The following is a 17,182-nucleotide window of genomic DNA, read 5'->3' as shown; positions in this document are numbered from 1 at the left end:
GTTACCAGGTTCTTTTCTTCATGTATTCATCCAACTCGGCGCGCTTCATCGGGATTTCCTTTGGGTTGCCGTCCAGCCATTTGAGGAATGCTTCTTTTAGCTGGTCGGTCCATTGGTTGTCGATCTGCCCTGGCGTGAATTTGCCTTCGCGGAGCATTTGGAGGGCAAATTTGTCTCTTAATGTGAGGAATTCGGCAGTGAGAATCACTTTTTCGGCCATATGTGCAGGAATGAAGATCACACCTTCTTTTTTGGCTAAAACCACATCACCCGGCAGCACAATGGCCCGGCCAATGCGGATGGGAGTGTTAATGCCGGTCAGGAAAACATCTTTGAGAAAGGAAGGGTCAAAATCCCTTACAAAAGCATTGAAACCTTCTATTTTAGACAGGCCTTCCAAATCGCGAACGGATGCGTCGAAAACCACGCCATTGCCTGATTTAGTAAAAATAGACGTTCCTAAATTGTCGCCGATCAATGTCCCGCTGGCGATTTTACCAAAACCGTCTGCAACGTAAACGTCACCTTTGGAAAGCTTATCGATAGGCCAGGAATTGGTGTTTCCCAACATTCCGTTCTTGTTACCACGGTCTTTCACCAATTTCTCGACATCCGGGCGGGAGGGCATAAACTGGGCAGTCAGAGCACGGCCTGTGATGACAATGTCATCTTTCAAAATCTTCCAGTTTCCATCGAACTGGCAGTTATAACCTTCATTTTGAAGCACGACCCAGGCCTCTTCAATCGAGATATTTTTGGCACGGTTAATGAGCTCGTCAGGCACTTTGGGACGACCGTCCGGGAAGCGTTCGCCCTTCCATTCGGAGGTTAGGAAGATCAATTCTTCTTTGGGCATTGTCTGCGCCTGAGCGGATTGCGGGCAGCTAAAATTGAAGGCTAAAAGGGCTATTACACCAAAAAATTGTACTCTCATAATTCAATATAAAATTTGCGGCAGGTATTTATTGGCCAAAGATGCATGGAATGGCTTATCATTCAAACTATCTTTTGGTAAGAACAAGCGGCTCTGTGAGTCCGTTTAAATCGTAAACAACTTTTCCGGCCCGGATAGTCACCTCTGCTTCAAGCTTTTGCTTACCCTTTATCTTGGTTCCGGTATAATCCCAAAAGCCAAATGTTCCCGTGTCATTCAATTGGAATTTACCATCTAAAACCCGCAAAACGGTCACGTCTGCTCGCGAGCCGACAGACAGATTGCCAAGTTCTTCCCTATGAATTGCCTGCGCAGGAGCCCAGGTGCTGGCTTTGATCACCGCCGGAAGGTCCATGCCCATAGCCAGGAATTTGGACATCACATTCAACATGTCTTTCATCGCATTGTTCATGCTGCCGGTGTGAATGTCTGTGCTGATGGTGTTTGGGTAAAAACCACTTTTCACGGCCGGAATGGCCTGCGAAAATGCAAAGCTGATGCCGCCATAACCTACATCGAAAATAATCCCTTTCTTCCGCGCTTCCATGACAAATGGTTTGATCTTTCCCGTTGCAACGTCCAGAATCGGCTCTCTGCTGCTTAGCTGGCCAAAGCAATGTGTAAAAATATCACCCGGACGAAGGCGTTTCATGAATAGTTCTTCAATAGGCAAAACCGGCTTGCTACCACCAAAATCCACCATTACAGGCACATTGGCGAGCTTCCCGGCTTCCACTGCGCGTTCTGTGGGTGTCCAATTATAGCCATTGTAATGCGCTAGTTTTATGCCGACAATGTAATCCGGATTTTCCTTCACCACTTTCGCAGTCGCAGCGGCATCCATATCGTCCACATTCTGCTCGTAAGTGCCGCCTCGCATGCCTTCTCCCACAATGTTCAGGAATGCAAGCACGCGGGTTTTTGATATGTCAATGGTTTGTTTTTTAAAATCCGGAAACGACTTCCAGCCCGCGCAGCCTGCGTCCACAACCGTGGTAACGCCCGTGCGGAAAGTGAAACCGTCCGGCGGAAGCGCATTAGGACCATTGCTGTAAGTCTGGTCCATTTTTGTGCCGTAAAAATTGTGGGAATGCATGTCGATCAGCCCGGGCGTTACGAACAGTCCTTTTGCATTGACAACCTGCTTGCCTTCCTTGGCATCAATGTTTTTGGCGACAAGCATCACCGTGTCACCTTTCAGGGCAACGTCCATGATAGCGTTCACATTGTTTTTGGGATCAATAACATGGCCGCCTTTGATCACCACAGAATATTGCTGGGCTTTGACGGAAGTGATTGCGAGGAGTAGCGCAAAACAGGTTAAGCGTAATTTATTGGACATGATTTTAGGTTTTAGGAATATGGGCACTCTATAAGCAAAAGGAATTCACGGACTGTTTTTAATGCTGGTTGTGTGTTTAATGTTAAAGGGCTTAATATCAATAAATCAGACTCCCCGGTTTATAGCCGGGAAGTCTGATAATGATCATGCTTTGGCATTATTTATCCCACCAAACCAAACTCGAAAGCGTGTTTACGCCGCCTTGTCTGTCCCGTGCTTCGTAAAAATTCACTTTGTTGTACTGTTCTTCCGAATCCGGGATCACAAATCTTGTTGGAATCTTTCCGCCGGTAAGGTTTCCCGGATAGTTCGTTGGCGTCAGTTTGGGATATCCGGTGCGTCTCCAGTTCGACCAGATTTCATATTCATCTTCAAGGAATAACGCCACCCATTTCTGCGTTCCGATCTGTTCCATTTTCTCAGCCAATGTTCCCGCAGTTTTGTAGGGATTTGCTTTCAAATAAGCGGCAATTTTGGCATCGGAAATAACGCCGCCTGCTCCAAAAGCCGCCCATTGTTTCATGCCTGACATCACTGCACTTTCGTATTCGGCAGCCGGTGTTGTGGCTGTATACCAGCCTCTTAATCCAGCTTCGGCTAGTAGTAAGTGAACTTCTGCCGGGGTGAAAACCAGCAACGGCGCATTGTATTTCAGGATTGTGTTTGGGTTTGGCTCGGAGTAAGAGTCAAAGTCCGCAGGCAATGAGTTGAAAGCAGCATTAGGCATTCCTTTTTGCAAGGCAGTAGCTGTGTCGGCAACATAAGGGGCAGTTGCAGAAGCTTTTGTCCAAACAACAGAAATCACATTCAAACGCGGATCTTTTGTTGTTTTTAAATGGTCGATTAATGTTTTGGCCAATTTCCCGCCCTCCACATTGTCGCCACCCGGCGAAACGTAATCTGTGGACATCAAGCCAGCCGCAATAAAGTTTCTGCTTGCCGTGATGGAACCGTCCACATAAGCAATCGTCGCAATGTCCGCATCGGTGGTTATTACGCCGCCTGCAATGGCTTTTTTTACCCAGATTTCAGCGGCAGCAGCATCCACTTCCGTAAGGCGCATGCCCAGACGCAACATTAATGAATAACCAAACTTTTTCCATTTCCCGATCTCGCCGCCAAACATTAAATCCGATGTGCCAAATGTGGGCTGAGCTGCATCGAATGCTGCAATGGACTCATCCAGCTCTTTCAGCAGATCTGCATAAATAGCCTGTTGCGTATCGTATTTTGGCGTAAAATTTTGACTCGAAAGTGCTTTTCCTGCGTCAGAATAGGGGATATCGCCGTACAAGTCAGTCAGACGGTGAAACAGGTAAGCTTTCCAGATGCGGGCAGCCGACAGTTTGTTTACGTCTGCTGCGTTTTCTGAAACTGCTTCAATCACCTGCGCAATGTCAATCACAGCGCCCTGGGTTACCGGATCGCCTCCGTAGAGATTCCAGCTGCCCTGACTGTAACCAAAATTGAAATATTTGTCACCCGCACCCGGCACTTCTTTGTAAGTGGCGAAATGCTGCATGGAGCCTCCTATGGTCAGATAGGCTGCGCCTGTGTAGTTGTTGCTGACAGTTACCAGCTGCGCACGCGTGAAAAGAAAGCCCGGCACCACCTCGGTTGATGCATTGGGATTCACATTCATTTCTTCAAAACCGTTGTCGCAGGAGGCAATAAACATGGCCGGAGCCAGATATAGGACTTTAAATAATTTTTTCATATTCACTAAAATCTTTTAATGATTAAAACTTCACTGTTAGGTTCACACCCAGACTTCTCGTTCTCGGAACCCCGAATGCTTCCAGCCCTTGCGCATTGCCATTGGTATAGCTCGATTCCGGATCGAAATAATTGTTGCGCTTGTCTTTGTAAAGCAGCAGCAGGTTACGACCCACCAGGGAGACTGAGGCAGCTTGCAGTTTCAGGAAAGAAAGCTTGCTTACATCCAAATTGTAGCTCAGGATAACCTGGCGCAGCTTGATGAAGTCATTGTTGAAAGTGAAAATGCCCGTGTAGTTTTTGTCATTGTCATAGTAAGTATCCACATCTTTTTTCTCCCACAACTTGGTAAATGGCGCTCCTTCCGGCGTTACACCCGTTACGGTCACACCAGTTTCGCGGCCTGGAAGTGTTTCTTTTGGCAAACCAAAACGATAGGCATACTGATACATGTTGGAGTAAACCACGCTCCCGAATTTACCATCGACAAGAATGTTCAGTGAGAAGCTTTTGTATTTGAAATTATTGGTGATACCCATGGTCAACGGAGGAATCCCATTGCCCAGTTTTTCAAGATTACCTCTTACTGCGTAGCCACTGGCCGTGTTGTAAACAATGTTGCCATTGTCGTCCATCTTTTTGTTATAACCCCAAACCTCACCGTAAGTGCCGCCTTCTACATTATTGATCAAGCCTCCGCCCACACCCGTTCCAATGCTTAGACTGGGCAGGTTATCGGCAAGTTTGATGATTTTGCTCTGATTATAAGCCATATTATAGCTGATGTCCCAGGTGAAATTGTTCTTGCGGAAAGGTGTTGCAGTGAGTAAAAGCTCAACCCCTTTGTTACTCAGTTCACCCACATTCAGCAGTGCCTGCGTATATCCGGAAGACACAGCAATGTTGCTTTGTACAATGTCATTGGTTGTCTTACGGTTGTAAAATGTAAGGTCAAGACCAAAACGGTTGTTCAGGAAACGCGCTTCCAAACCAGCTTCATAAGTCGTAGATGTAAGCGGACGCAAATCCGGGTTAGGAACCAGGGCCGAAGCAAGCTGCTGCACGGGACGACCATTATGCCCGCCTTGTGCCATTTGATAGCTTTGGTAAATTCTGTAAGGATCCACATTCACAGCGCCTACCTGTGCCCATGAAGCGCGTACTTTGGCAAAGCTGATCGCAGCCGGCATATCAATAGCTTCTGAAAGGATCACCGTTCCACCGATTGCCGGGTAAAAGATGCTGTTATTGGATTTGTTCAAAACCGAGAACCAGTCCTGTCTGCCAGACATAGTCACGTAGGCCAGCCCTTTGTAGCCCAAATCCACCGATGCAAAAACCGAGTTAATGCCGCTTTTCAGATATTTCGGTGTGGTGGTGGTTGTGGCAAGATTGGTAAAGCTGTAAAAACCGGGGATCGTAAATTCCGCGCCTCTGTAAGCCATTTCATCATAAATGTTTCTTTGCGTATTGCCACCGAGCAACGCAGAGAAGCTAAAATTTTCGAATTCTTTGTTGTAATTCAATGTCAGCATTCCGTTGGTCTCGGACGAGGTCGTGCTGTTGGACTCATATTTACCCAATGGCTCGTAAGCATTGTTATTCGGAACCACGAATTCATATTTGAAATTGTAGTAATCCTGGCTCACGCTCCCTTTGATGAAAAGGTTGTCCAGGATATCATAGCGAATGTTTGCTTGCCCAAGGAAACGGTTTTTGCGGTCGTCGTTTTTGAATTTATTGATTACAAAATAAGGGTTTGGCGCAGCCGGAACGGGATTCCATTCAACTTCTTTGCCTGTAACCGCATCATAACCAGGTGAAAGGCTTCTGATGTCCACCGAGTTAGCGATCAGGTGTGTTGCCCAGTGCGGGTTATAATCCGCATAACCCACTTTCGGACGGTTGTGGCCATCTTCAATGTTGTATTGGACAACCGTTTCAATGCTCAGTTTTTTGCCCAAAAAAGCATTCACATTCAAATTAGCAATCCTTCTGGTAAAGTCAGAATTGGGGACAATGCTGTTGGATTTTGTATTGTTCAAACCGAAACGAAAGTTGATCTTGTCGTTGCCGCCTGTGAAAGCGATGGAATTAATGTAGTTCGTTCCGGTTCTGTAAAAGTTTTTGAGGTTGTCTTTCTGAGGCGAATATGGACGCATCTGGCCGTCAAACTGGATCACATCCGTGCCATCCATTCTGGCTCCGTAAGACAAACGACCCGAGCTTTTCGCTTGCGTCTGAGTCAATGGTTTTACACCATCAACACCCTGGCCATATTCATATTGCCAGTCGGGAATGATCGAAAGGTTTTCCGTTGTAAAGTTGCTGTTGAACTCTACGCCGATGCCTTTTTGCGCCCGGCCCTTTTTTGTAGTGATCAAAATAACACCGTTACCGGCACGTGCACCATACAAAGCCGCTGCCGGGCCACCTTTCAAAACACTGATCGACTCAATGTCGTCCGGGTTGATCCCGCCGATGCCGTCGCCGCGGTCTGTGTTATTTCCATTTCCATCCGATGCATTGCCACCGCCCGGAACGCTGTTGTCCATGGGCATACCATTGATCACATACAATGGCTGGTTGTTTCCGCTCAACGATCCGTTACCCCGAATAATAATGCGGCTCGATCCGCCCGGTCCAGTTGACATTCCCGTTGCATTCACACCGGCGATTTTACCAGTCAGCGCATTCGCTACGTTGTTTTCGCGGGCTTGTGTAAATTCAGACCCTTTAACCTCGGTTACTGCATAGGCAAGCGCTTTTTTCTCTTTTGAAATACCCAGGGCCGTTACCACGACTTCGTTTAATGCTTTGGCTTCCGGTTCCAGTTTTACAGAAATCGTTGTCTGCGTTCCTACCGGCACTTCCTGCGAAGTGTAACCCACAAAGCTGAAAATCAGGACAGCCGAGGCCACTTCTGCATCGGGAATCTCCATCGTATAATTACCGCTTGCGTCCGAAGAAGTTCCGCGTTGTGTTCCTTTTACCAGAACGCTAACCCCGGGAAGTCCGGCACCCGTCTCATCCGTAACCACGCCTGTTACATTGCGTTTAGGCGCGTCTTTGGATGAAGTGCCGGTTTCGGGAGCTCCCGTTTCGCGTTTCAAAATGATGCGGTCCTGCACCACTTCGTAAGTCACTTTGTGCGGGGCGAGGATTTTACCCAGCACTTCCGATAATGCCTCTTCCTGAAATTTGAACGTATATTTTTGGTTATTGAAAATCTGAGGGTTATACATGAACTTAACCTTGGTCACATTCTCAATTCTTTCCAGTGCCTTATCGATTTCGGCATTGGCTAAACGCAACGTCACTTTTTGTTCTAAAACTCGCTGACCGCGTACGTCATTGGCTTGCACAAACGTGCTGACGACGATAGCGAGTATGGCTTGATACAGCGTAATGCGCATGATTTTCTGTAAAGCATGGTGAAATTGTACTGTTTTTGACATAATTTTGATTTTTGTCGGGTTAAAATTCGGCATAATTGATTCCCACGGCCGCTGCGAGGCGAAAACCGTAAGAAGAAGAAAAAGGGGATTAACGGAGCCGGTGGTGTTGCAGCATCATCGGCTCATTTTGTAGGCATCTGGTAATAGATTCTAGTCATAGGCACTCTTTGAATTTTACAGGGTTAATGAGGATCGTTAGTAGCAGCCTTTGCTGGTAATGATAATGCTCGCATCCAGCTGCTCATATTGCGCTCCGATCGTTTTACAGATCAGGTTTATTTTCTCAAACAGCGGCTCGTCAGATAAGGAGGCGGTCAGGAAACAGTTTTTCATCACATCTGCATCGTGGATGATCTTCACGCCGTAAGATTTTTCCAGCGTGGCAAAAACATCGGTAATCGGCGTGCCTTTGAACTCAAACGACTGACTTTGTATGGGCAATTCCAGCAGTTTCGGGTCCGGAACGAGGCTGCGCGTCAGACGTAACTCCTTGGGTGCGAAAACGATCTGCTGATTGGGCGTCAACACCATTCCGCCCAGTTTGTCGTCCGCCTGCTGCGTCGCGATTGCTTCCTGTGTCATGGGGAAAACCGAAACTCTTCCTGTTTTCACAACCACTTTCACTTCTTTGTCGCCTTCAAATGCACTTACTTTGAAACTCGTTCCCAGCACTTTCGTTGCCAGGGAGTGTGCGTATACATAGAAGGGTTTGTCCGGGTTTTTGGCCACTTCAAAAAATGCCTCACCGCTCAGGAAAACCTCTCTTTTATTACCTTCAAAATTGGTAGGGTAGGTAATGCGGCTTTTTGGCTGTAACAGCACCGAGCTCCCATCGGCCAGAATGATCAGACGCGCTTTGTCGGTTACATTCTCTTCTTTTACCAATGGCTCTTTGATCTGACTCAGGATCACTTTGTACTGATCCGATTGCTGTTGAGAGGGTGTTTGCTTGTTAAACCACCAACCTGCGAACATCAGCAGCAAAATGGAAGCTGCCATGTTGTACCAGTTTGGCCTGAAAAGGCGCCATATGCTCGATTTCTTCGCTTTATTTTCACCAATCGAATGAGATAGCCGGTAAATTTCATTGGCTATTTCATCCTCCGTGATCTGATTGAAAGCGGCTTCTGCATTGATCAGGAAGTTTCTTGCTTTCACAACCAGCTCGCGCTTATCAGGATTCAGTTCCAGCCATTCAGCCCAGATAGTATCCTCCTCAGGATCATTATACAACGTCCAGCGTCGGAATGATGGATCGGCTGCTAGTTCCTCCGGAAGAAAATTGCGGTAATTGTGCATATCGGGCAAATAATAGTATGGCTAATTTATCTAAGGATGCATTTTCATGCGGCCAATACTCTTTTTGCTGAAATTATTTTTTGATTGAGAACAATGTTTCTCATGAAAATGGTAAAACTAAAATTTTGGAAGAGTCGTTTTTATGGTTAGTTTTATTTCAAGATTTACAACCACACTAAACATCGTATGAAATTTACAGTACTCATATCACAAGGCGAAGAATTCCTGATCGGTCGCATTAAGGAAATTCCATCTGTCATGACGCAAGGCGAAACCGTTAAGGATGTTATGGAGAACATCAACGACGCACTCAGCCTCTACGCCCAAGATTCTACCGAGAGTATAGTTCCTGATGATCAATTCATTGATGATGAGATCTATGGTGCAATTATCTCTACGAAAGAATTAGATTTTGCCTGATGTCAATAAAAAGAAATGAGCTAATCAGGCATCTCGAAATTCATAGTTGTTATTTAAAGCGAAATGGAGCAAAGCATGATCTTTACTCCAATGTCCTAAATAGCAAACAAACCACGATTCCGAGACATCCGAAGATTGATAAGCACCTTTGCGAAGCGATATGCAAGCAACTCGGGATTGAGAAAATTTAAATTAATCCGCGAACCTGACTATGCATTAACCACGAATATCAAAATGAGGCTGGCTACTGCGCGGATGTGGGTTTTTAGGGAGGTTATTGCTTTAAAGAGAAGATTCGCGACGGATTGGCGGTTGACTTGCATGAGGTCGGCGATCTGCTCGTTATCCATTCCTTCGAAGTATTTGAGGAAAACGACTTCTTTTTGGCGGCGTGGAAGCTCATTGATGGCGGAGCGGACCTTGATCTGATTTTCAGAATAAATCTCACTTTGCTCGATTTCGGTTTCCACAGTTTGGTAGTCCGAAATCTGCCCAACCTCATCAATATCCAGCAACGAATTGGCCGGATTATTGCGACGGAACTCTTGGAGCAGCTGATTGCGAAGCGCTTTCAGGAAATAAATGGAAACAAATTGAATGTGAATGGTCTGGCGCTTTTCCCAGATATGGATCAGCAATTCCTGGATTGAATCTTTAATAAATTCTCTGTCCGAGGTGAAATTGGTGGCGTAATTAAAGAGCGTACGATACTGTTTATCTGCAAGTTGACAAAATGCAAGACTGTCACCGGCCTGAGATTGTTGCCAGAGATTCAGAAGAAGCACATTCTCCTCAGCGATGCGTTGTTGTTTGTTCAAATCTTATTGGGGTCAGGTAACAAAGTAACCGTTAAATCGCTGAATTTTAAAATATAAGTGGGACTTTATTTTTTATTTTAAAATTACCTTCGGCGAAATTGTATAATATCAAAATATAAGTTTGTGATTCGGAGGTTTTTGTAAGTAACATTGTGGAAGCCCTTCGACTCCGCTCAGGGTGACAAGCGCTTGTCACCCTGAGCGGAGTCGAAGGGCTTCCACAATGTTTATATATAAGCAATACAATCAATCTCAACCAACGAATCCCCAGGCACTCCACCATAAACTGCGACGGTTGTGCGGCAGGGTGGTTTTGAGCCGAAACGGCCTTTGTAGGCTTCGTTCATGGCTTTGTAATCGTTCAGGTCGTGCAGGAAAACGCTGCACTTCAATACTTTCTCCATCGAAGAACCGGCTTTGATCAGTTCTTTTTCCAGCTCGTCCAGCACGTGTTTGGTGTGAGCAGTGATGTCGCCTTCAAAGTGTGCGCCTTTTCCGGCGACGAAAACCATATTATTGAACTTGGTATGACCTGAAAATAAGGGTGCATCCTGATACATAACAACGTCACCGACTTCCTTTTCGGGCGCCGTGGCAGCGGGCGCTTCTGCGATTGCTTTGGAAGCGACTCCAATTCCAGCTACTCCGGCAACAGAGGCGAATAATTTTTTAAGAATGGATCTTCTTTCGGACATGGTTGTATAATTAAGGTTATTAAAACGGATATAATTAAGATCTTTTTTTCTTGTTTCTCTTTGCCATTTTCTCATTGGCCGGCAATGTCACTTTCCAAATGCTTCCACCGGATTTGTTACCGCCCTGCTTGCCGCCATACTCGATAATGTATAAACTGTTTCCAACCAGTAATGCATCCGTGGGAGAAGTAAAGCCATCAATAATGCGGGTTGTTTTCACTTTATAATTGTCTGTGGCTTTGTCATAGGCCATTTCTAGGTGTAACAGGTCTCTTCCCTGCTTTCTCAAAGGACTCGGATTGGCGACGCCATTTCTTGGTCCGCCGGTGTAACGAATTACGAAACCATCTCCGGTAAGATCTTTGCCCAGCGCATTCTTGGTATCAAAAAACAAGCCCAATGGAGAAGAATGTGCGTTAAATGTGCTTACGCCAATGCCCGTAGAATCTCCGTCCACGACCAGGCCTGTTTTCCGGTCGCGGTACTCGTTCGCGTCCGGACCCATATTTTGTACGCCGGGGCTGAATTTAACGCCTGCTGGCCTTTTCGGGAAGTCGGGATCATTGTGAAAATACTTCATGAGCCACGCAAAAGCAAATTTGCTGAGGAATGGATCGGTGTCAGGATTGGGCTGGTAATCCGGAAATTGCTGCGGATTGTCAATGCCGCCCATTACCCACGGAAAGCCATAATGATGCCCCTGTCGCACCCAGAACATATCTTCCGAATGGTCGTAATCGCCTGAATTGGAAACGGCAAAAAGATTTCCTTTTGGGTCAAATGCCATGTCATATGCGTTGCGAATGCCTTCTGCATAGAGATATCCATCCGCTTTTAGTTTTTGGGTGTCGGTAGAAAGCAACAAATCTTTCGAGTCAATTGGAAAGCGGAATATGTTGGCAGTTAATGCATTATCGCGGGCATTTGGATATTCTCCGCCGTTATCCTGCACCTCGCCGTGATCCGTTCTGGCACCGGTGTTTACGAAAATGTATTTGCCGTCCGGGCTGATCTCCAATGCGTTCCAGCCGTGGTCGAATGTTGTTTTGTTTGCGCCATATTCCACGGTGTTGAACACAACCGTCATTTCGGGCTTGTCGTCACCATTTGTTAGCTCATAGCGAACCATCCGGCCCTTATTTCCTTTGTTGTTGTTTACATTAATATTTCCAGCCAGAAACAATGTGTTTCCTTTAAAAGCAGCGCCTTGCAAACGCGTAATGCCGTGATCCTCAGCGCTGAGTATCTTCTTGCTTTCAGGCTGATTATTTGTAATTACGATTTTAAAAACATCTCCAAAAAAGGTTGTGTAATAAATGTCGCCGGTCACCGGATGCTGAATGATACGGACCGCTTCCGGCTCGATCTTCATGTAATGCTCAATGGTAATGTCTTCCCGGAGCGATTTGGGTGTGTTCGTAACCGTCTCTCTGGGCTGTGCCCATGCATTGAAGGCAACCGCTGCAACAAGCAGCGCAGTTAATTTTGGTTTGATAAAGCGGCTAATAGTCAACATATGGTGATTGAAGTTCAGGAATTACTCAGTTTTGCCCAGGTGACGAATGTAGGCAACAAGCTGCCACTTCTGTTCGTCGGTAAACACATCTTTAAACGGCGGCATGTTACCACGACCTGTCGCGATTTTCCAGAAAATAGAGCCGTCGCTTTGGGCTTTGACCAATGTGTCGTGAAAGTTGGCGGGCCTTTGTCCTAATGCTCCACCGGCTGCGCCATCGCCGTAACCGGCGTCACCATGGCATGTTGCGCAATAAAGCGTGAAAAGTTCTTCACCCTGGGCCAATGTCAGCGGCTCTTCGTGATACGGACTTTTGAGCGTGTCGGCCCACGCAGGCGCTTTCCAGGGATCCTGGTTGAGACGCGGATCGGAGTTTGTGGAGGAAAATCCTGCCAGTACAATTCCGGTGAAAAGTATAAAACTTGCGGCTAAAACCTTATTTTTGAACATTAAAATATAAGAGAAACGTGGTTTATATTTTTCGTCATTCTCCCTCCAACCCCTTAAAGGAACACTCAATTGCCGGAGAGTAATATCCGCTTAAACGAGGTTGGAAGGAGAAAAACGTTATTTCAAGCTGTCGAGAGAAGATCTTGTTTTGGCAACCTCGTCGATCGTGACGGCACTTGCATTGTTTCCAAAATTGCTCCTGATGTGCGTGAGCACTTCGGCGATCTCCTCATCCTTTAAAAAACTGTGCTGGGGCATTACATTGTTATAAGACTGCCCTTTCACTTCCAGCGGCCCTTCCAGCCCTTTCAGCAATACTTTTATAAGGCGTTCTTTATCGCCGGTTACCCATTCGGCTCCGCCAAGCGGCGGAAATCGCTGCGAATCACCCATTCCGTTTCGCTGATGGCAAGCCGAGCAGTACACGCTGTACACTTTTCCACCGGCAACAGGTTTGTCTTTATCCAGATTGTCATTTATCTTGTCCGGCGTGCGGATATTGGACATAGCTTTTCTCTTTTCCATTTTTACAAGGGCAGATTTGGTAAATTTCTGCTTGTTACCCTTGTAAGTGACTTTCCAGATCTTTCCTTTTTCGGTTTCGGCGATGTAAAGTGCGCCATCAGGGCCCATCGCAAGTCCCATAGGGCGATACACGGCATCACTCACATTCACAATAGGATCCACACCTGCAAAACCATCGGCAAAAACCTCATAATCACCCGAAGGCTGGCCGGCTTTAAATGGAACGAAGCCAATGAAATAACTGGATTGCGGATAGGGAGCGCGGTTTGTAGAACCGTGAAAGGCAATGAATGAGCCGTTTTTGTAACGATCCGGGAAATGGTTACCCTGATAAAACAGAATATCATTAGGTGCCCAGTGTCCGGGAAAGCCAATCAACGGTTTCTCATATTCACCGCATCGGCCTACTTCATTTCCATCACCGCCATATTCCGGGTTAAGGACTTTTTTCCCCTGCATTTGGTCCCAATAACAATAAGGCCACCCGGCGTGCGTGCCTTCTTTGATCCGGAAAAACTCTTCGGAAGGAAGCATTGCGCTTTGCCAGGGAGAAAAAAGCTGTGAGAACAAGCGCAGCAGATCGTCGCGGCCGTGTTGCAATGCATATAAATTGTTATCCGCGAAATTCCAGTCTAGGGCCACTACACTGCGCAAGCCGGTTGCAAATTTCACGCCGTCTTTTTGTAACTGACCTTTTTTATTGGCATCAAAACGCCAGATTCCCCCGTGATCTTCCAGGATGGGGCAGGGGTCTAGCCCGCTGGATGAGGGAATGCGGTTATCATCCTGGCAAGCATTGGAATTGGCGCCAAAAGGCACATACATGAACCCTTTGTCGTCAAAGGTGACAGGTTTCGCAATGTGCTCGTGCATGCCATGGGCGTGATCGTCAGTGAGAATCACTTCTTCTTCGCTGGTCGGGACAAGTTCGCCGGGCTTCAATTTATATCGGTAAACGATCAGTTCGGAACTGAAATAGAGGTAACCTTTATAGATCCGCATGGCAGTTCCATAAACCCCTTCGCCACCGCGTCCGCCAAAACGCTTGATCATGTCCGCGCGTCCGTCGCCATTTGTGTCGCGCAAGGCAGTCACCGATTCACCTTTGTCTGCAAAGCGGGCTTTCACATATATATCACCATTATCATTGACCGCAATGTGGCGCGCCCTGCCGGGTAAGCTGTCCACAACAACGGTCGCTTCGAAGCCGTCAGGCAAGAATAATCCGCCGTTTTTCGTGTTAACAGGCACTTCCTGCTGATCGCCGCGCTGGGTAAAGCCCAATGCAAAGAGCAGCAGTAAGGAAGCTGAAAGTTTGAAAGAATGATAGCGCATTGTTAGGTAAAAAGGAGTTTTAGGATTGCGGTCGGTTATTTTAAATAAATAGGTTTGGCAATTCCATTGAGATCGTAGACGATTTTACCGCCCATGATCGTCATTTCACATTCCAGCTTTTCCTTGCCATCCATTTTAAAACCGGTCTTGTCGTAAAAGCCAAAATTTCCTTTGCGCATGGAAAAAATCGCGACGTCCGCGATAGCGTTTTCGGAAATGTGGCCCAGGTTTTCTCTCTGGATCACTTGCGCCGGAGCCCAGGTGCTGGCTTTGATAACCGACGGCAAATCCATACCCATGACATAAAATTTGGACATAATGCTCAGCATGTCTTTCATAGAGCCGTTCATGCTGCCCGTATGCAAGTCTGTGCTGATCGTATTGGGATAAAAACCTTGCTTAATTGCTGGAATGGCCTGCGAATAATTGAAGCTCGCACCGCCGTAACCCACGTCGAAAATGATGCCGCGCTTACGAGCTTCCAGAACGAATGGCCGCACTTTCTGCGCTTTTTCGTCCACAATGGTTTCTCTTACATTGCCTTCCAGCAGGGTGTATGCGTGTGTAAAAATGTCTCCCGGGCGAAGGTGTTTAAGAAACAGGTCTTCCAGCGGCAGTGGTGGCGTGCTTCCGCCAAAATCAACCATGACAGGCATATTAGCCAACTTTCCGGCCTTCACAGCATTGTCCACCGGTTTCCAGTCGTTGCCCATGAAATGCGCTACTTTAAAACCGACCACATCATTGCTGTTCTTCAAAGCGACCCCGGCAGCGAGTTCCGGGTTCATGTCGCTCGTGTCCTGTTCCCAGTTTCCACCGCGCATGCCTTCGCCGACAATGTTAAGGAAGGAGAGCACCCGCGTTTTGGAATTGAAAATCACATTCTTTTTGAATTCAGAGAAAGATTCCCAGCCCGCGCCGCCCGCATCCACGATGGTGGTTACGCCCACGCGAAAGGTGAAACCATCGGGCGGTAACGCAACCAAACCATTACTTAAATAATGGTTTGGCTCTGTTCCGAAAAACACATGTCCGTGAATATCAATGAGTCCGGGCGTGACATACATGCCTTTGGCATCCACAACCTGTCTGGCTTCCTTTGGATCAATGTCCTTGGCAACCTTCTTGATCTTTCCTTCAAATATCCCCACGTCCATGATCTGGTTGAGGTTATTTTTGGGGTCAATGACTGTTCCGCCTTTGATCAATATGCTGTAAGTTTGCGCGTTAATGGCGAGACTCACACTGCATATCAACAAAAGGATAAGCAGGGATCTGTGTTTCATTTTTTATAGGGCTTAGGAATAGGTATTCTGGTAATGCAAAATTTTAAACAACCGCTTTTGACAATTCTTCTTTCAGGCGGGTTGCTACTATTTTTTCTTCACCGGGTTTCAGGCACCAGGTTGTGATGGTCAGTGTATTGTTTTCGCCGGGCATGATCTCAATGGACGGATCGCCTTTGCGGAGATTTTCCTGCAACAATTTGACAGGCAAACTCACTTTGGCCGAATCCCAGGAAATTCGGAGGGTAGGCGTGTGGTTGCCCAGCTCAGGCGCAAAGGTCTCCACATTTACTCCAGCAATGCTTTTTGCAGCATTACCAATGGTTGCAGCCCGGTCTTCCCACATTTTCCACTCTTTTTTGTGGTCCATCTTGACGAATTTTTCAAGCGCCACATACATGCCCAGGATCTCCTCTTTATTCACTTTCATACCGCGTCCGATCGTTGAACCCCGTGGCGGCATGCTCAGTCTCGCTGCGTCGATCAGATGTTTTTTACCCATCAGAATGCCCGCGCTTTGTGGCCCGCGCATGGCTTTTCCGCCCGAAACGCACACCAGGTCAAAGCCCATATCATTGAATCTCCAGAGATTTTCAACCGGAGGGACGTCCGCCGCCATATCGATCATGGTTGCTATGCCATGTTTTTTTGCAATTTCCACCCATTTCTCATGCATGATCTGGCCCTTATCCGATTGGATATGCAGGAACCAAAGCAATGCTGTTTTCTCATTAATGGCCTTTTCCAATTCTTCAACCGTCTCTACCTGAATGATTTTGCAACCCGTGTTCGTCAATGCGTGCGAATAGCCAATGTTGTGGCCTTTCTGAATGATCACTTCGGATTTCATGCCGGTCCCTTCCAGGTGCGGCAATGCTTCCACTCTTTTCTGATCCATTCCGGTTAGCACGCCGGCAAGTCCCAGCGTCAATGCGGAGAAGCAGCCGGCCGTTACCACCGCGGATTCTGCGTGGGTTAATGCTGCTATTTTTTCCCCAACCTTTGTCTGCACCTCATCCAGCATCATGAAATTTTGGGCTGCGCCCTGGATCGTTTCTACAACTTCCTCCTGCATCAGCGATCCCGTCATAGCCGTGTAGGTACCCGCGGCATTAATAAATGTTCTGATTCCCAGTTCCTTGGCGAGGTTTCTGGCTGGGAGCTTAGCGGCGAAAGTGGCAGCTTCCGCACTGCCGTTTCCCAAAAATCCGCCTAACAAGGGCACAGCGGATAAATGTTTGATTAAATCTCTACGGTTTATCATGATATTGGAAAGGACTTGAAAAAGGTGATAAGGGCAATAAAATTGGTCATGAAAGGATCAACATTTTAATGATGCAGGAAATGCATGCTGATACTCTTTTTTGTAGGATTATTTTTTTTGATAA

General features: G+C 46.8%; 14 protein-coding genes. 2 read left to right on the top strand and 12 right to left on the bottom strand.

All coding sequences use genetic code 11. The features are described 5' to 3' along the window. Position 1 precedes the first annotated feature (1 nt). From NFI81_RS09550 to NFI81_RS09530, 5 genes are all read right to left on the bottom strand, one after another. A complete protein-coding gene (locus NFI81_RS09550) occupies positions 2–934 on the bottom strand; it encodes an RraA family protein (protein WP_234612679.1) in 933 nt (310 codons plus the stop codon). Between the two features lie 67 nt (positions 935–1,001). After that, positions 1,002–2,276, bottom strand: coding sequence for an amidohydrolase/deacetylase family metallohydrolase (locus tag NFI81_RS09545; protein ID WP_234612680.1), 1,275 nt, complete (start codon positions 2,274–2,276; stop codon positions 1,002–1,004). A gap of 157 nt (positions 2,277–2,433) precedes the next feature. Beyond that, a complete protein-coding gene (locus NFI81_RS09540) occupies positions 2,434–3,993 on the bottom strand; it encodes a SusD/RagB family nutrient-binding outer membrane lipoprotein (protein ID WP_234612681.1) in 1,560 nt (519 codons plus the stop codon). Positions 3,994–4,015: 22 nt separating this feature from the next. After that, a complete protein-coding gene (locus NFI81_RS09535) occupies positions 4,016–7,450 on the bottom strand; it encodes a SusC/RagA family TonB-linked outer membrane protein (RefSeq protein ID WP_234612682.1) in 3,435 nt (1,144 codons plus the stop codon). A 195-nt stretch (positions 7,451–7,645) separates the two neighbouring features. Next, positions 7,646–8,749 carry a FecR family protein gene (locus NFI81_RS09530; protein ID WP_234612683.1) on the bottom strand — a complete coding sequence of 368 codons (1,104 nt, stop codon included), beginning with the start codon at positions 8,747–8,749 and terminating at the stop codon, positions 7,646–7,648. A 186-nt stretch (positions 8,750–8,935) separates the two neighbouring features. Here NFI81_RS09530 and NFI81_RS09525 point away from each other — a divergent pair, with 186 nt between their 5' ends. Both NFI81_RS09525 and NFI81_RS09520 read left to right on the top strand, forming a co-directional pair. Next, positions 8,936–9,169, top strand: a complete 234-nt coding sequence (locus NFI81_RS09525; RefSeq protein ID WP_234612684.1) for a type II toxin-antitoxin system HicB family antitoxin — start codon at positions 8,936–8,938, stop codon at positions 9,167–9,169. Continuing rightward, positions 9,169–9,360 carry a type II toxin-antitoxin system HicA family toxin gene (locus tag NFI81_RS09520; RefSeq protein ID WP_234612685.1) on the top strand — a complete coding sequence of 64 codons (192 nt, stop codon included), beginning with the start codon at positions 9,169–9,171 and terminating at the stop codon, positions 9,358–9,360. The genes NFI81_RS09525 and NFI81_RS09520 overlap by 1 nt, the downstream gene beginning before the upstream one ends. A gap of 18 nt (positions 9,361–9,378) precedes the next feature. On the opposite strand, the gene NFI81_RS09515 is transcribed toward NFI81_RS09520, so the two are convergent. The 7 genes from NFI81_RS09515 to NFI81_RS09485 form a co-directional block, all read right to left on the bottom strand. Continuing rightward, on the bottom strand, positions 9,379–9,987 hold the full coding sequence (locus tag NFI81_RS09515; RefSeq protein ID WP_234612686.1) for an RNA polymerase sigma factor: 609 nt from the start codon (positions 9,985–9,987) through the stop codon (positions 9,379–9,381). A 227-nt stretch (positions 9,988–10,214) separates the two neighbouring features. Further along, the gene (locus NFI81_RS09510; protein WP_234612687.1) at positions 10,215–10,682 is read right to left on the bottom strand and encodes a RidA family protein; all 468 of its coding nucleotides are present in this window, start codon (positions 10,680–10,682) and stop codon (positions 10,215–10,217) included. A 34-nt stretch (positions 10,683–10,716) separates the two neighbouring features. After that, positions 10,717–12,198: a PQQ-dependent sugar dehydrogenase gene (locus NFI81_RS09505; RefSeq protein WP_234612688.1), complete on the bottom strand. Its 1,482-nt coding sequence runs from the start codon at positions 12,196–12,198 to the stop codon at positions 10,717–10,719. A 21-nt stretch (positions 12,199–12,219) separates the two neighbouring features. Beyond that, positions 12,220–12,717 (bottom strand): c-type cytochrome, encoded by a 498-nt coding sequence (locus tag NFI81_RS09500; protein ID WP_234612689.1) that lies wholly within the window; start codon positions 12,715–12,717, stop codon positions 12,220–12,222. A 48-nt stretch (positions 12,718–12,765) separates the two neighbouring features. Further along, positions 12,766–14,508 (bottom strand): PQQ-dependent sugar dehydrogenase, encoded by a 1,743-nt coding sequence (locus NFI81_RS09495; protein ID WP_234612690.1) that lies wholly within the window; start codon positions 14,506–14,508, stop codon positions 12,766–12,768. A 35-nt stretch (positions 14,509–14,543) separates the two neighbouring features. Then, on the bottom strand, positions 14,544–15,794 hold the full coding sequence (locus NFI81_RS09490) for an amidohydrolase/deacetylase family metallohydrolase (RefSeq protein ID WP_234612691.1): 1,251 nt from the start codon (positions 15,792–15,794) through the stop codon (positions 14,544–14,546). Between the two features lie 43 nt (positions 15,795–15,837). Then, positions 15,838–17,058 carry an aminotransferase class V-fold PLP-dependent enzyme gene (locus NFI81_RS09485; RefSeq protein WP_234612692.1) on the bottom strand — a complete coding sequence of 407 codons (1,221 nt, stop codon included), beginning with the start codon at positions 17,056–17,058 and terminating at the stop codon, positions 15,838–15,840. Positions 17,059–17,182 lie beyond the last annotated feature (124 nt).

Origin of the sequence: Dyadobacter fanqingshengii (assembly GCF_023822005.2) — a bacterium.
Taxonomy (GTDB): domain Bacteria; phylum Bacteroidota; class Bacteroidia; order Cytophagales; family Spirosomataceae; genus Dyadobacter; species Dyadobacter fanqingshengii.
The sequence above is the reverse complement of the archived record's forward strand: the minus strand, read 5'-3'. Positions and strand labels throughout refer to the sequence as shown.

Coding starts and splice junctions, on each gene's coding strand:
- NFI81_RS09540 (WP_234612681.1), bottom strand. CDS start 3,993: ATGAAAAAATTATTTAAAGTCCTATATCTGGCTCCGGCCATGTTTATT.
- NFI81_RS09530 (WP_234612683.1), bottom strand. CDS start 8,749: ATGCACAATTACCGCAATTTTCTTCCGGAGGAACTAGCAGCCGATCCA.
- NFI81_RS09535 (WP_234612682.1), bottom strand. CDS start 7,450: ATGTCAAAAACAGTACAATTTCACCATGCTTTACAGAAAATCATGCGC.
- NFI81_RS09550 (WP_234612679.1), bottom strand. CDS start 934: ATGAGAGTACAATTTTTTGGTGTAATAGCCCTTTTAGCCTTCAATTTT.
- NFI81_RS09485 (WP_234612692.1), bottom strand. CDS start 17,058: ATGATAAACCGTAGAGATTTAATCAAACATTTATCCGCTGTGCCCTTG.
- NFI81_RS09495 (WP_234612690.1), bottom strand. CDS start 14,508: ATGCGCTATCATTCTTTCAAACTTTCAGCTTCCTTACTGCTGCTCTTT.
- NFI81_RS09545 (WP_234612680.1), bottom strand. CDS start 2,276: ATGTCCAATAAATTACGCTTAACCTGTTTTGCGCTACTCCTCGCAATC.
- NFI81_RS09510 (WP_234612687.1), bottom strand. CDS start 10,682: ATGTCCGAAAGAAGATCCATTCTTAAAAAATTATTCGCCTCTGTTGCC.
- NFI81_RS09490 (WP_234612691.1), bottom strand. CDS start 15,794: ATGAAACACAGATCCCTGCTTATCCTTTTGTTGATATGCAGTGTGAGT.
- NFI81_RS09520 (WP_234612685.1), top strand. CDS start 9,169: ATGTCAATAAAAAGAAATGAGCTAATCAGGCATCTCGAAATTCATAGT.
- NFI81_RS09505 (WP_234612688.1), bottom strand. CDS start 12,198: ATGTTGACTATTAGCCGCTTTATCAAACCAAAATTAACTGCGCTGCTT.
- NFI81_RS09525 (WP_234612684.1), top strand. CDS start 8,936: ATGAAATTTACAGTACTCATATCACAAGGCGAAGAATTCCTGATCGGT.